This window comes from Streptomyces torulosus, from assembly GCF_001419765.1.
Lineage (GTDB): Bacteria > Actinomycetota > Actinomycetes > Streptomycetales > Streptomycetaceae > Streptomyces > Streptomyces torulosus.
The window spans coordinates 1-13,586 of the sequence record NZ_LIRK01000606.1 but is presented as its reverse complement, the minus strand read 5'-3'; the positions used below and the strand labels follow the sequence as shown (position 1 = coordinate 13,586).

Here is a 13,586-nt window from a genome sequence, read left to right as displayed (position 1 = left end):
CTAGCTGAACTCCGAGGCCAGCCATCCCGACAGCTCCGTACGCGCCGCGTCCAACCGCGTCGCGGACGGGGCTGTCGCCCCGTTGGTGACCAGGGCGTAGTGCAGCTTGCCCGAGTCGGGGGCGGTGAGCAGCAGCCGTCGGCTGCCGGTGCCGCCGGGTTCCTTGGCCGCGGCGACCGGAGTGGACGTGGTGTACGCCGGCGGCGAGGACGTCACCCCGAGGTCGGACACCACGGTCGTGGACGCGGTGGGGAAGGACGCCGGCAGGTGCAGTTCCGTCGGCTCGGTGCTGCCGTCGGAGCGCCACACCAGCAGGGCGTACTGCCCGGACCCGACGAGCGAGGAGACGTTCGGCAGGGAGCTGGGCACCGGGTTCCAGGTCAGCGTGGTGGAGCCGTCGCGGGAGCGGTCCTCGTAGGTGAAGGCGAGGGCGCTGCCCGCCGTGGCGCTCGGGTAGACCCGGTCGAGGAGGCGGGCGTCCTGGCGGAGCACGGCCGTGCCGGAGTCGTCGAGGCGTACGGCGGAGAGGTCCTCCCCGTTCCAGGCGTCGCCCTCGGTCTGCACCTTGTCGGGGTTGTCGTTCATCAGCTCGTGGTGGCGGCCGTGGTAGAGGTCCCACTGCCACTGCGAACCGGACAGGACCGGGCCGGAGGCGGCCGGGTCCGACCACCAACTGCCGCCCTTCACCCGGGAGTCGAGCGCCTGGTACATGGCCTTGTAGACCGTGGGCGCCTTGTCGGAGACCGACCCGGCGAGCGGATGCCCGAACTCGCTGACGATCGCGGTCGTGCCGCCGGCGGCGGCCCGGTCACGGACGGTCCCGAAGTTGGTGGTGTACTGGCCGTTCTCGGCCTTGCCCCACATGAAGACGCCGGAGATCGCCTTCTGGTCGTAGAAGTGGGTGTTGAAGACGTAGCGGGGCCCGATCGTGCCGGCGTCGAGGAGTCCGCCCTCCTGCCTCTGGAAGTCGATGTTGGCGTTCCAGAAGAGGTTCGGCTCGACGAAGGCGGGCTTGGACTGCCAGCCCGCCGCGTCCATCCGCGCGCGGAACTTGACGTAGAACGGCCACATGACGTCCTTCTCCCAGGCCCTGCTCGTCTGCCCCGAGTCGAGGACGCCGGGATGCGGCTCGTTCCACGGGTCGAAGCCGACGACGCCCTGGAACTGGGCGGCCGAGAGGTTCTGCTTGACGTACGCCATGGTCTTCTGGGCGGTGGCCAGGAAGGAGTCCTGGACGCCGTACGTGTTGTGCCAGAAGTCGTACGTCGACTTCGTGACGGCGGCGTTCGAGGTGATGTTCTGCCCCCAGAACGGGCAGATGCCGCAGTATTCGTCGGGATAGTTCCCGAGGTCGACGGCCCACTTGGGGGCGCCGTCGCCGGTGTACCAGCTGTCGGAGGCGAACAGCCAGCGGGAGTAGAGGTCCTGGTGGAAGTCCGGGTAGACCCGGATCCCGGCGTCGAGGAAGGCGCCCATCTGGGCGGTGGCCGCGGAGAGGTAGGCGGTGTCGACCTGGCCGCGCACGGGCTCGGCGTACGCCCAGGACAGCAGGAAGCGGACGGAGTTGCCGCCGCCGAGCGCCCGGAGCGCGGTCGCCGATTTCCTGGCGTCGGCGACCGAGGCGAAGGGCAGACCGTTGTTCTCCTTGAGCTTCGTCTCGCCGGAGACGTTGTAGCCGCGCAGGACGACCTCGCGGCCGAGGCCGTCCTTGAACCTGCCGCCGTCGACCGTGAGGGTCGCCGCGGCCTGGGAGTCGAACCAGAGTTCGTCAGTGAGAGCGGAGGCGGGCTGGGTGGGGCCCGCCGTGGTCAGGAAGCCGGTGACGAGTACCAGGACACCGAGCAGACGTGTGCGCAATCTTGACATGTCCGCCACATTCGACATGTCCCTACCGTCCCAATGGACAGCCGAGCCGTCAATAGCATCTGACTCATGAGTAAGTACCCTTTTTCTCAGGACAGTTCACCTGCAACGGCGATTCTTCGCCGCCACCGCACCACCGGGCCGCGGCCTGCTCCCGCTCCCGCTTTCCACGAGAACGTTCCGGTGTGGGTCACGCGGTTCTGCGAACGGGGCTGTGACCACGGCCTTTCGGCGCTGACCGAAAGGCGTGGCCTGCTTTTCGGTGCGCGGACCACACTGAGGCCGAAACACAAGCGGCCCCCGGGACGTCGCGAAGGGCCCTGGCCCGCGCGGCCGTCATCGCCCTCTGGCGAGGGTCAGTCCGTGGCCGCTCGCTCGCCTGTCGGGCGCCTGCGCAGGGTCGGCTCGGTGAGGGGGCGGGGCTGCCAGACGCCGTCGGCGCGGTAGAGGTCCGTGCCCGGCGCCACGATCTCGTCGATCCGGTCGAGCACCGCGTCGTCGAGCACCACGTCGGCTCCCTTGAGGAGCGAGGTGAGCTGGTCCATCGTGCGCGGGCCGATGATGACCGACGTGACGGCCGGGTGCACCAGCGGGAAGGCGACGGCCAGTTCCGGCAGGGTGCGGCCCATCTCCTCGGCGAGGGCGACGAGGCGCTCGACGGCCGCGTACTTCTCCGCGTTGCCCGGGAGCGCCGGGTCGAAGCGGTGCGGGGTGAGCCTGGGCCGGCCGGCGGTGAGGTCGACCGGCCGCCCCTCGCGGTAGGCGCCGGACAGGAAGCCCGAGGCGAGCGGCGACCAGGTCAGCACCCCCATGCCCAGGCGCTCCGCGGTGGGCAGCACGGCCCGTTCGATGCCGCGCGCGAGGATCGAGTACGGCGGCTGCTCCGTGCGCAGCCGCATCAGTCCGCGCCGCTCCGCCACGTGGTGCGCCTCGACGAGGTCCTCCGCGGGGAACGTGGAGCAGCCGAACGCCCGGATCTTGCCCGCCCGCACCAGGTCGGTGAGGACGGACAGCGTCTCCTCGATGTCGGTGGTGTGGTCCGGGCGGTGCACCTGGTAGAGGTCGATCCAGTCGGTGTCCAGCCGCCGCAGACTGTCCTCGACGGCACGGACGATCCAGCGGCGCGAATTGCCGCTGCGGTTGCGTCCCTCACCCAGCGGGAAGTGCACCTTGGTGGCGAGCACGATGTCGTCGCGCACCCCCTTGAGTGCCTTGCCGACGATCTCCTCGCTCTCCCCGGCCGAGTACATGTCGGCGGTGTCCACGAAGTTGACGCCCTCGTCGAGCGCGGCACGGATGATGCGCGCGCCGTCCTCGTGGTCGGGGTTGCCGACGGCGCCGAACATCATCGTGCCGAGGCAGTGGGTGCTGACCTCGATGCCGGTCTTGCCGAGGACTCGATAGCGCATGCCGTTGCTCCGTCGCAGGTGGGGTGGGTCGGGAGCGTCAGCCTAGGAGTTGGAGTGCGCTCGACCGCAAGGGCGGGCGGCGGGCAACCTCGGCTCCCGCCGTCCCACCCCGGGTCGGCCCGCCCGTCCCGCCGGTGTCAACCGAAGGCGGCGCGCAGTGCGGGTAGCAATGTCTTCTCCGACCAGTCCAGATAGGCGGGTTGGGACTCGCCGCCGATCTGCACCAGCGCGATCTCGGTGAACCCGGCCTCCGCGTAGGGGCGTACGGCCTCGACGAAGGCGTCCGGGTCGTCGCCGCACGGGATGGACTCGGCGACGTCCTCGGGCCGGACGAACTGGGTGGCCGAGGCGAACGAATCGGGGTGCGGCAGCTCGGAGTTGACCTTCCAGCCGCTGCCGAACCAGCGGAACTGGTCGTGGGCGCGCCTGACGGCCGTGTCGGGGTCGGGGTCGTAGCAGATCGGCAACTGCCCCACGCGTGGCTTGCCCTCGCCGCCGTGCCGGTCGAAGGCCCGCAGCAGTCCGGCGTCCGGCTCCGTCGCGATGACGAGGTCGGCGAGCCGGCCCGCGAGAGCGCAGGACTGCTCGCCGGAGACGGCGATGCCGAGGGGCGGCGTCTCGTCCGGCAGGTCCCACAGCCGGGCGGACTCCACGTCGAAGTGGGAACCGTGGTGGGTCACATGGCCGCCCTCGAAGAGCGCCCGGATGATCTCCACGGCCTCCTCCAGCATCTCGTGCCGTACGTCGACGGAGGGCCAGCCGCCGCCCACGACGTGCTCGTTGAGGTTCTCGCCCGAGCCGAGCCCGAGCCGGAACCGCCCCTCGGACAGCAACTGCATCGTCGCCGCCTTCTGCGCCACCACCGCCGGGTGGTAGCGGAACGACGGGCAGGTCACATAGGTCATCAAGGGAATGCGGGAGGTGGCCTGCGCGGCGGCGCCGAGCACGCTCCACGCGTACGGCGAGTGGCCCTGCGAGCGCAGCCACGGGAAGTAGTGGTCGGAGGTGACCGAGAAGTCGAAGCCCGCGTCCTCGGCCCGGACGACATGGTCGACGAGCTCACGGGGACCGGCCTGCTCGGTCATCATCGTGTATCCGATGTGCACCATGGCTGCCGGGTCCCCGACCGGGGCGGGTCCGAAACAGCCCGTCCGCGCCTCCTGGGACAGATGAGGCGCGCTCCCCGTGGCTGGGCGGCTCGGGGCTTCCAGGGCGGAGGGGCGGCGGAGGCGGAACTGTCGGACGCTGGAACCGCGGGGGTGGTGAGAGGAGCGCGGCCATGCGTGAGGTCCTCCCGGCGGTCGGCGAGTGGTACGCGGCGGGCGCCCCGTTCGGTCTCGCGACCGTCGTCACGGTCACCCGGAGCGCGCCCCGCGAACCGGGAGCAGCGCTGGCGGTCGGCCCCGGCGGCGAGGTCGTGGGCAGTGTGTCCGGCGGCTGTGTGGAGGGCGCGGTGTTCGAGCTGGCCCAGGAGGTGGTGGCGTCCGGGCAGGCGCGGCTGGAGACGTTCGGGTACAGCGACGAGGACGCGTTCGCGGTGGGGCTGACCTGCGGCGGGGAGATCGGTGTGCTGGTGCGGCGGGTGACACCTGAGGAGGACCCGGCGCTGGGGGAGGTCGTCCGGGCCGTGGCCGCCGGCCGGCCGGTGACCCTGGCGACCGTCGTCGACGGCCCCGCGCCGCGCGGCGCCACCCTCGCCGTCCGGCCGGAGGCGGTGTCCGGCTCCCTCGGCGCGGCCGGGCTGGACGCGGCGGTCGCCGCCGACGCGCGCGGGGAGCTGGCCCTGGGCGCCACGGTGGAGCGGCACTACGGGCCGCGCGGTGAGCGGCGTGAGGACACCGTCACCGTCTTCCTGCACTCGTTCGCGCCGCCGCCGCGCATGCTGGTGTTCGGCGCGATCGACTACGCGGCCGCGGTCGCCCGTATCGGCGTCTTCCTGGGCTACCGGGTGACGGTGTGCGACGCCCGGCCGGTCTTCGCGACGCCGCGGCGGTTCCCGGACCCCGTCGAGGTGGTCGTCGAGTGGCCGCACCGCTTTCTGCGCGGGACGCCCACCGACGACCGCACGGTCGTCTGCGTCCTGACCCACGACCCGAAGTTCGACGTGCCGCTGCTGGAGGTGGCGCTGCGCCGGCCGGCCGCGTACATCGGGGCGATGGGCAGCCGGCGTACGCACGACGACCGGATGCGGCGGCTGCGGGAGGCCGGTCTGGACGACGCCGAGCTGGCCCGGCTGCGCTCCCCCGTCGGCCTCGACCTGGGCGCCCGTACGCCCGAGGAGGTGGCGGTGTCCGTCGCGGCCGAGATCGTCGCGCTCAGATGGGGCGGCAGCGGGGCGCCACTGACGGCGACGTCCGGGGTGATCCATCCGCCGACGCCGTGAAAGCCGTGACGGCGACCGCGACGGGCCCCGGTCAGGGTCAGGTGCGGGGCGGCAGCCGGTGCAGGCGTACGTCCCTCAGCTCGCCGTCCGCCGCGGTCGCCGTCATGTAGGTGCAGTGCGGCTGGCGGCGCCGGTCCGTCGGGGAGCCGGGGTTGAGCAGCCTCAGGCCGGTGTCGGTGGTGGTGTCCCAGGGGATGTGGCTGTGGCCGAAGACGAGGACGTCGGTGTCGGGGAAGCGGTCGGCGCAGCGGCGTTCGCGGCCCTGGGCCGGGCCCGTCTCGTGGACCACTGCGAGACGCAGTCCGTCGAGGTCGGCTCGGGCCACCTCGGGGAGGCGGGCGCGCAGGGCGGGGCCGTCGTTGTTGCCGTACACCCCGATGAGACGGCGGGAGCGCTGTTCGAGGAGGTCGAGGGTGGCCTCGTCGACCCAGTCGCCGGCGTGGACGACCACGTCGGCGTGCGGCAGGTCGGCCAGGAGCCGCTCGGGCAGCGTCTTGGCGCGCTTGGGCAGGTGGGTGTCGGACATCAGGAGCAGGCGCACACCACCAGGGTGTCAGCCGATGGGGATCTCCGCCCACACCTGCTTGCCGCCGCTCGCCGGCACGGTGCCCCAGGCCGATGCCATGGCCTCGACGAGGAGGATGCCGCGGCCGCCGGTGGCCTCCCAGCCGATGCTGGTCGGTTTGATCGGCGTACGGGGCGAGGTGTCGGCGACGGCGACGCGGAGCCGGTCGTGGAGGAGGGTGAGGTCGAGGCGGACCCGGCCGTCGGTGTGCACGAGGGCGTTGGTGACGAGTTCGGAGACGACGAGGAGCACGGCGTCCGCCTCGTCCCGGATGTCCCAGGCCCGCAGGACGCGCCGGGTGTAGCGGCGGGCCTGGCCGACCGCCTGGGGCACCCGCCACACGGTCCAGTTCTCGCGGCGCGGGCGCACGGCCATGCCGTCGTAGCGGACGAGGAGCAGGGCCACGTCGTCGTCGCGGTTGGCGCCGCCGAGCAGGGTGTCGGCGACGACGCCGAGGTGGGCGGGGTCGGCGGCGGACAGGCCGGCGGCGAGCTGGTCGAGTCCGTCCTCCACGTCGAGGTCCGTGGACTCGACGAGGCCGTCCGTGGTGAGCGCGAGGAGGGCGCCGGGGGCCAGCCGCAGCGAGGCCATCGGGAAGTCGGCCTGCCGGAGGACGCCGAGCGGGGGTCCGCCGTCGGACTCGGTGATCTCGGCGGTGCCGTCCGGGTGGCGCAGCACGGGCGGGATGTGGCCTGCGCGGACGTACCAGGCCAGGCCTTCCTCCATGTCGATGTCGACGTAGCAGCAGGTGGCGAAGAGGTCGGTCTCCATGTCGACGAGGAGGCGGTTGGCGTGCGCGACGACGACGTCCGGGGGGTGCCCCTCGACGGCGTACGCGCGCAGGGCGGTGCGCATCTGGCCCATGAGGGTGGCGGCGCCCGCGTTGTGGCCCTGGACGTCGCCGATGACGAACGCGACGTGGTTGTCGGACAGGGGGATCACGTCGTACCAGTCGCCGCCGACCTCCAGCCCGGCGGTGGTGGGCAGGTAGCGGGCGACGGCGACCGCGCCGGGCAGCTGCGGCAGACGGCGCGGGAGGAGGGTGCGCTGGAGCATGCCGACGAGTTCGTGTTCGGCGTCGAAGGCGTGGGCGCGCATCAGGGCCTGACCGGCCAGGCCTGCGGCGGCGGTGAGCAGGGCGCGTTCCTCGGGGCCGAAGTCGTGGGGGCTGTCCCAGCCGATCAGGCAGGCTCCGGCCATCCGGCCGCCGGCCGGCAGCGGGAGGACGGCGAGGCCGCCCGGTCCGACCTCGGCGAGGGCGGGCTCCAGATCGGCGTCGGCGGGCCAGATCGCGGCGCGGCCCTCGCGGAGCGCCGTGGCGAGGGTCGGCATCGTGCGCACGGGCGCGTCGGGCCATTCGGAGCGCCACTCGGTGCGCCAGACCTCGGGCCACGCCTCGGGCTGGGGCGGGTCGAGCACGGTGACGACGAGGCGGTCCCCCTCCAGTTCGGCGAGGGCGATCCGGTCCGCCTGGAGGGGCTTGCGGAGGGCGGCGACGACGGCCTGGCTGACGTCCCGGACGGTGCCGGCGGTGGCGAGGGCGGCGGCGAGGCGCTGGACGCGGGCCACGTCGCCGCGTCCGGTACGCAGGGTGGAGGCGTCGGCGACGGTGCCGACGAGGCGGGCCGGGCGGTCCTCGCCGCCGGGCAGCAGCCGGCCACGCAGCCTGAGCCACTTCTGTTCGCCGGAGGGCTGCAGGATGCGGAACTCCAGCTCCCGGTCGCCGATGGACATGTGGTCCGCCTCGACGACGGACATCACGGCGGGCAGGTCCTCGGGCACGGTCATCGCGAGCAGGGTCTCGACCCGGCCCTCGAAGTCGTCGGGGCCGATCCCGAACAGCTCCAGCAGCTGGTCGTCGACCTCGACCTGTCCGGTGTCCATGGCCAGGTCGAACGAGGCGCCCGGCCCGAGCGGCGGGGCCGGGGCGGCCCGGGTGACCGCCCGCGCGAACAGGTCGAGGCACCGCCGGTCCTCGGCGGCGAAGCCGTCCAGGTCGTCGCTCACGGCGAGCAGGCAGCCCCGCTCGTCCAGCGGCAGCACCCCCACCGAGAACTCCCCTACGACCGAGCGGCGGGCGTCCGCGTCCTGGACGAGGTCGGCGGAGCCGCGCCACACCGGCCGGCCCGTGCGGACCGCCTCGGCGAGGGAGGTGGCGCCGGAGGTGGGATAGCTGTCGAGCAGCCCGTACAGGTTCGTCGGGACGCCGGCCGACGCGGTCAGGGAGAGCCGTTCGCCCTCGTCGTCCGGGGTGTAGACGGCGACGAACGTCGCCTCCGTGAAGACGAGCACCTGTTCGAGGATGGCGTGGAGGCGGTCGCGTGGGTCGAGGTCGTCGGCGAGGGCCGCGAGCGCAAGTTCGGCACGCGGCTTCCTCGTTCCGCGTCCCGCCGCGCCCTCACTGACCACGTCCGCAATTAGAGCGCTTCCGGCACGCTCGCGCAGCCCCTGTGGCCGTTCCGGGGGGACCGGAACACACATCGCGCACAGCGGGGATCGAAACGCCCCGAACAAGTCTTTACGCATGCGTTCCGCACGGTGATCGCGTGACACGCGTGACGGCTTTCTGGTGACAGCCGTGACTGTCGGGCCGCCCCGCCCGGCTGGAAGGCTCGACGGCACACGGCCCAGGGACACGGCTCACACGACCCGGGGGGACACGCATGGACAAGCGGTACGAGGCGTACGCGCTCGCCGACAGACACTTCTACGAGACACCGGACCGGCTCTCGGCCGGTGAGCGCGCCGGCACGACCGCGCCCGAGTACGAGACGGCCCGCCGGGCGGTGCCCGAGGGCTGGCGGGCCGCCCGGATGGGCGACTGGCTGACCCTGACCCCTGTCGACGGAGCCGGCCGTCCGCGCCCCGCGCCCACCCAGGGCTGGAAGGTGCACGCTTCCGCCACCCGGGCGAACGCGGAGCGGATCGCGGCGACCGTGTGGGACTACTGCGTGCCCCGGCTGATCCCGTTCAAGTTCGTGCCCGGCCCGCATCTGCTGCATCTGCGCAACGCCAAGTACGCGGGCCGCGACACCAGCGGCAAGTTCGTGACGGTCTACCCGGCCGACGAGGAGCAGCTGCATCTCGTCCTGCGGGAACTGGGCACGCTCCTGGAGGGCCTCGACGGCCCGTACATCCTCACCGACCTGCGCTGGAACGAGGGGCCCCTCTACGTCCGCTACGGCGCCTTCGCCCGGTCCTTCGTCGTCGACGAGCGCGGCTCGCTCGTCCCGGCGGTCCGCGACGGTTCGGGCACCCTGGTGCCGGACCAGCGGAAGCCGACCTTCCATGTACCCGAGTGGGTGACGCTGCCCGCGTTCCTCGCACCGCAGCTGGCGGCGCGGAACACCACCACGGTCGGCGATCTGCCGTACCGCATCGAGAAGGCCCTGCACTTCTCCAACGGCGGCGGGGTCTACGTCGGCACCGACACCCGTGACGGGCGCAAGGTGGTCCTCAAGGAAGGGCGCCCGCACGCCGGGCTGGCCGCCGACGGGGCCGACGCGGTGACCCGGCTGGAGCGGGAGAGGGCCGCGCTGGAGCGGTTGTCGGGGCTGGGCGTCGTGCCCGAGGTCCGCGACTGGTTCACCCTCGGCGACCACCGCTTCCTCGTCATGGACTTCGTCGAGGGCCGCCCGCTCAACTCGTACGTCGCCGAACGGCACCCGCTGCTGGCCTCCGATCCCGACCCGGACGCGGTGGCCGCGTACACCGACTGGGCGTTACGCGTCCACCGGGCCGTAGAGGAGGCGGTCGAGGCGGTGCACGCGCGCGGGATCGTCTTCAACGACCTGCACGTCTTCAACATCATGGTCGCCCCGGACGAGCGGTCTGTGTCCCTGCTGGACTTCGAGGCGGCGGCCCCCGCCGAGGAGAACGGCCGGCAGATCGTCGCCCACCCCGGCTTCCTGGCACCCCCGGACCGCACGGGCCCCGACGTCGACCGCTACGCCCTCGCCTGTCTGCGCCTCGCGCTGTTCCTGCCGGTCACCTCGCTCCTCGTGATCGACCGGGCGAAGGCCGCGCATCTGGCCGAGGTGATCGCGGGACAGTTCCCGGGCGTGCCGCGACGGTTCCTGGACGAGGCGGTCGCCGAGATCGTACGGGCGGGCGCGGGCACCGGGAGCGCCTCGGCCGGCCACGGGCGTGCCGAAGCGGGCGGCGGCGTCGGGCGGGGGCGTGGCGCGGCGCGCGGCGACGGCGCACGCTGGCGCGGCGCAGTGAGCAGCGAGGCACGGGGGCTTGGTTCAGTGGGCGGCGTCGCCTCCGTCGTCCCCGCCGGGGCCTCGCCGTTCGCGTCGCTCGCCGAGCCCGTGGACTGGCCGTACAGCCGGGACTCGATGGTCAAGGCGATCCTGGCGTCGGCCACACCGGAGCGGGACGACCGGCTCTTCCCCGGTGACGTCGCCCAGTTCTCGGACGGCGGCGGTCTCGGCCTCGCCCACGGCGCCGCCGGCGTGCTGTACGCGCTGGCCGTGACGGGGGCCGAGCGGTACGAGGAGGGCGAGCGCTGGCTGCTCGACCACACCGACCCGGTGCCCCTCGGTACTCCGCTCGGCCTGTACGACGGGCTCGCCGGGGTGGCGCACGTCCTGGACCTGCTCGGTCACCGGGAGCGGGCCCTCGACCTCGTCGAGGGCGTCCTGTCCGAGAAGTGGCACAAGCTCTCCTCCGACCTGCGCGGCGGTCTGGCCGGACTCGGACTGGTCCTCGGGCACCTGGCACGGGCCACCGGGGAGACGGAGCTGGACGAACGGGCCGACGAGATCGCGGCGCTCCTCGTGCGGCGCCTCGCCGAGCCCCGCCCCGCGCCGCCCCGCCGACGCGCCGGCCTGCTGCGCGGCGCGAGCGGTCCCGCGCTCTTCCTGCTCCGCCGGTACGAGGCGACGGGCGACCGGGCGCTCCTCGACGCGGCGGGCGACGCCCTGCGGCTCGACCTGGAGTGCCTCATCGAGCAGAAGAACGGCGGCCTGGCCGTCGACGAGGGCTGGCGGACGATGCCGTACCTCGGCGACGGAGGGGCGGGCGTCGGCATGGTCCTCGACGACTACCTGGCGGCGAGGGGGCTCCTTGCCGGGTCCGGTGCCTCCGGTGAGTTCGAGCGGGCCCGTGCGGGTGTGCTGGCCGCCGCCACCTACCGCTTCTACGTGCAGCCCGGCCTCTTCGACGGCCGGGCCGGGATGATCCTCCATCTCGCGCGGACGGGCGCGCCCCGTGGCCTGATCGGGGAGCAGATCGACGCGCTCGGCTGGCACGCCATGCCGTACCAGGGGCAACTCGCCTTCCCCGGCAGTCACCTGATGCGGCTCTCCATGGACCTCGGTACCGGAACGGCGGGGTGCCTGCTGGCACTCGGCGCGGCGCTCGCCGACGACGCCCGGCCGCACCTGCCGTTCCTTCCGCCGCCACGGCGGCCCTGAGACGCGGCTCCGCGCTCTGACGGAGTCGTGACGCACCACCCGTCCCCAAGTCCCCTTCGGGGGACCCAACCGAAGGAAACGACATGGCACTCCTCGACCTGCAGACGATGGAAGCCGACGAGACCACGGGCACCGGCGGGCCCAGCTCCCTGAGCGTGCTGTCGTGTGTGAGCGCGGCCAGCATCAGTCTCTGCCTCTGACCCACCGGGGCGGCAGCCCCCGGACGGTCTTCCGTCGCATCGGCGCGGCACCGCGGTCGCTTCCGCGGCTGCGGGGTCGTGCCACGGCTCCGGACGGTCCCTCCTCCCCAGTCCGGGGAGGGGCCGTCCGGGCCCTGCGCATGTCCGGCCCCGTACGGCTCCTCCCGCCCGGGTGGAGCGCCGACCTCGGCAGTCCCCTGGCAGTTCCCCTCGGTCCCACGTCAGGACGGGTATGACGACCCTCACCGAACCCGGTGGTCACGCCGAACAGGGTGGTCACGGTCCGGCCGCCACGTCCACCGACCCCGCCACGGCCCGCGCCCGCGCGTCGGGCACATCGACCGCGCCGCCCGCGTCCGACGCCCTGCTGTCCACGACGGTGCGGTACTCCGGACGCCGCTGCGCCGCCCTCGTCCTGGTGGCCTTGGCCACCACGGGGGCGAACCTGGTGCTGCCGGTCGCCCTGGGCCGCGCCCTGGACCTCCTGCTGACGGCCGACCCTGCGGCGACCCGCTGGGTGCTGTGGTGCGCCACGCTGATGCTGCTCCTCGCCGTGCTGGACGCGGTGGAGACCGTCGTCGGCGGGACGACGAGCGCGCGGGCCACGGCCTGGCTGCGCCGGCGTCTGACGGGGCACGTGCTGGCGGTGGGCCCGCGGGCCCTCGCCCGGTACGGGCCCGGGGACCTGGTGGCACGTCTGGTGGGGAACGCCGCGCAGGCGGGGACGGCCCCCGCCACAGTGGCCGCGCTGCTCGCCGCGCTCGCCGGGCCGGTGGGCGCGGTGGTGGCGCTCGCCCTGATCGACCCGTGGCCGGCGGGGGTGTTCCTGGTCGGGGCCCCCGTCCTCGCGCTGCTGCTGCGCGGCCTCGCCCGTGACTCCACGGCCTGTGTGACCCGCTACCAGGAGCTCCAGGGCCGTATCGCCGGTGGACTGGCCGAGGCCGTCGCCGGTGCGCGCACGATCGCGGCGGCCGGAACCGCCGGCCGGACCGTGGCCCGCGTCCTGCGCCCTCTGCCGGAACTCTCCCGCGAGGGCCACCGCATGTGGCGGGTCCAGGGGCGCGCCGCCGCGCAGGCGGCCGCCGTGGCCCCGCTGCTCCAGATCGGGGTGCTGGCGACCGCCGGTGCGCTGCTCGCCCGGGGACAGGTGTCGGTGGGCGAGTTGCTGGCCGCGTCCCGTTACGCCGTGCTGGCGGCGGGCGTCGGTGTCCTCGTCGGACAGCTCTCCGGGCTGGTCCGCGCCCGGGCGGCGGCCCGGCGCCTCGACGAGGTGCTGGCCGAGCCCCCGCTCGGGTACGGGGAACGCCGGCTGCCGCCGTCCGGGTGCGGGCGGCTGGAGCTGCGCGGGGTGACCGTCCGCCGGGGCACGCGCCCCGTCCTGGACGGGGTGGACCTCGTCGTACCGGCCGGGGGCACGCTCGCCGTGGTCGGTCGCTCCGGCGCGGGCAAGTCGCTGCTCGCCGCCGTCGCCGGACGTCTGGTCGACCCGGACGAGGGAGAGGTACGGCTGGACGGTGTGCCCCTGCGCGCGCTGGACCGCCGGGAGCTGCGCGCAGCGATCACCCACGCGTTCGAACGGCCCGCCCTGCTCGGCGACTCGATCGAGGACACCATCGCCCTCGGCGTCTCCCGCCCCTCCCCCGGCCGGGTGCGCCGGGCTGCCGGGGCCGCCCGCGCCGACGTCTTCATCGACCGCCTCCCCCACGGCTACGCCACCCGCTGCGCGGAGGCCCCCCTCTCGGGCGG

At 73.7% G+C, this 13,586-nt stretch carries 9 protein-coding genes; 4 read left to right on the top strand and 5 right to left on the bottom strand.

The window, feature by feature from the left end; all coding sequences use genetic code 11:
* The 3 genes from AOK23_RS34875 to AOK23_RS34865 all read right to left on the bottom strand — a co-directional run bounded on the left by AOK23_RS34875 (position 1) and on the right by AOK23_RS34865 (position 4,381).
* Entirely contained in the window at positions 1-1,866 is a 1,866-nt protein-coding gene (locus tag AOK23_RS34875) for a glycoside hydrolase family 5 protein (RefSeq protein WP_055716552.1), read from the bottom strand.
* Positions 1,867-2,219: 353 nt separating this feature from the next.
* Positions 2,220-3,272: an aldo/keto reductase gene (locus AOK23_RS34870; RefSeq protein WP_055716539.1), complete on the bottom strand. Its 1,053-nt coding sequence runs from the start codon at positions 3,270-3,272 to the stop codon at positions 2,220-2,222.
* A 137-nt stretch (positions 3,273-3,409) separates the two neighbouring features.
* Positions 3,410-4,381, bottom strand: coding sequence for an LLM class F420-dependent oxidoreductase (locus AOK23_RS34865; protein ID WP_055716538.1), 972 nt, complete (start codon positions 4,379-4,381; stop codon positions 3,410-3,412).
* A 170-nt stretch (positions 4,382-4,551) separates the two neighbouring features.
* Here AOK23_RS34865 and AOK23_RS34860 point away from each other — a divergent pair, with 170 nt between their 5' ends.
* A complete protein-coding gene (locus AOK23_RS34860; protein WP_055716537.1) occupies positions 4,552-5,655 on the top strand; it encodes an XdhC family protein in 1,104 nt (367 codons plus the stop codon).
* Between the two features lie 37 nt (positions 5,656-5,692).
* Here the strand turns inward: AOK23_RS34860 and AOK23_RS34855 are convergent, their stop codons facing one another.
* Positions 5,693-6,196 carry a metallophosphoesterase family protein gene (locus AOK23_RS34855; RefSeq protein WP_055716536.1) on the bottom strand — a complete coding sequence of 168 codons (504 nt, stop codon included), beginning with the start codon at positions 6,194-6,196 and terminating at the stop codon, positions 5,693-5,695.
* Positions 6,197-6,208: 12 nt separating this feature from the next.
* The gene (locus tag AOK23_RS34850; protein WP_055716535.1) at positions 6,209-8,629 is read right to left on the bottom strand and encodes a SpoIIE family protein phosphatase; all 2,421 of its coding nucleotides are present in this window, start codon (positions 8,627-8,629) and stop codon (positions 6,209-6,211) included.
* Between the two features lie 254 nt (positions 8,630-8,883).
* Between AOK23_RS34850 and lanKC the strand changes: the two genes are divergently transcribed.
* The 3 genes from lanKC to AOK23_RS34835 all read left to right on the top strand — a co-directional run.
* Entirely contained in the window at positions 8,884-11,640 is a 2,757-nt protein-coding gene (gene lanKC, locus AOK23_RS34845) for a class III lanthionine synthetase LanKC (protein WP_055716534.1), read from the top strand.
* Positions 11,641-11,723: 83 nt separating this feature from the next.
* Entirely contained in the window at positions 11,724-11,840 is a 117-nt protein-coding gene (locus AOK23_RS34840) for a SapB/AmfS family lanthipeptide (protein ID WP_055716533.1), read from the top strand.
* Between the two features lie 232 nt (positions 11,841-12,072).
* A partial coding sequence (locus tag AOK23_RS34835; protein WP_079049879.1) for an ABC transporter transmembrane domain-containing protein occupies positions 12,073-13,586 on the top strand: 1,514 nt, incomplete at its 3' end.

What these genes read in the sequence shown, in the direction of transcription:
- lanKC (WP_055716534.1), top strand. Translation starts at nt 8,884, where the DNA reads ATGGACAAGCGGTACGAGGCGTACGCGCTCGCCGACAGACACTTCTAC.
- AOK23_RS34840 (WP_055716533.1), top strand. Translation starts at nt 11,724, where the DNA reads ATGGCACTCCTCGACCTGCAGACGATGGAAGCCGACGAGACCACGGGC.
- AOK23_RS34860 (WP_055716537.1), top strand. Translation starts at nt 4,552, where the DNA reads ATGCGTGAGGTCCTCCCGGCGGTCGGCGAGTGGTACGCGGCGGGCGCC.
- AOK23_RS34870 (WP_055716539.1), bottom strand. Translation starts at nt 3,272, where the DNA reads ATGCGCTATCGAGTCCTCGGCAAGACCGGCATCGAGGTCAGCACCCAC.
- AOK23_RS34865 (WP_055716538.1), bottom strand. Translation starts at nt 4,381, where the DNA reads ATGGTGCACATCGGATACACGATGATGACCGAGCAGGCCGGTCCCCGT.
- AOK23_RS34875 (WP_055716552.1), bottom strand. Translation starts at nt 1,866, where the DNA reads ATGTCAAGATTGCGCACACGTCTGCTCGGTGTCCTGGTACTCGTCACC.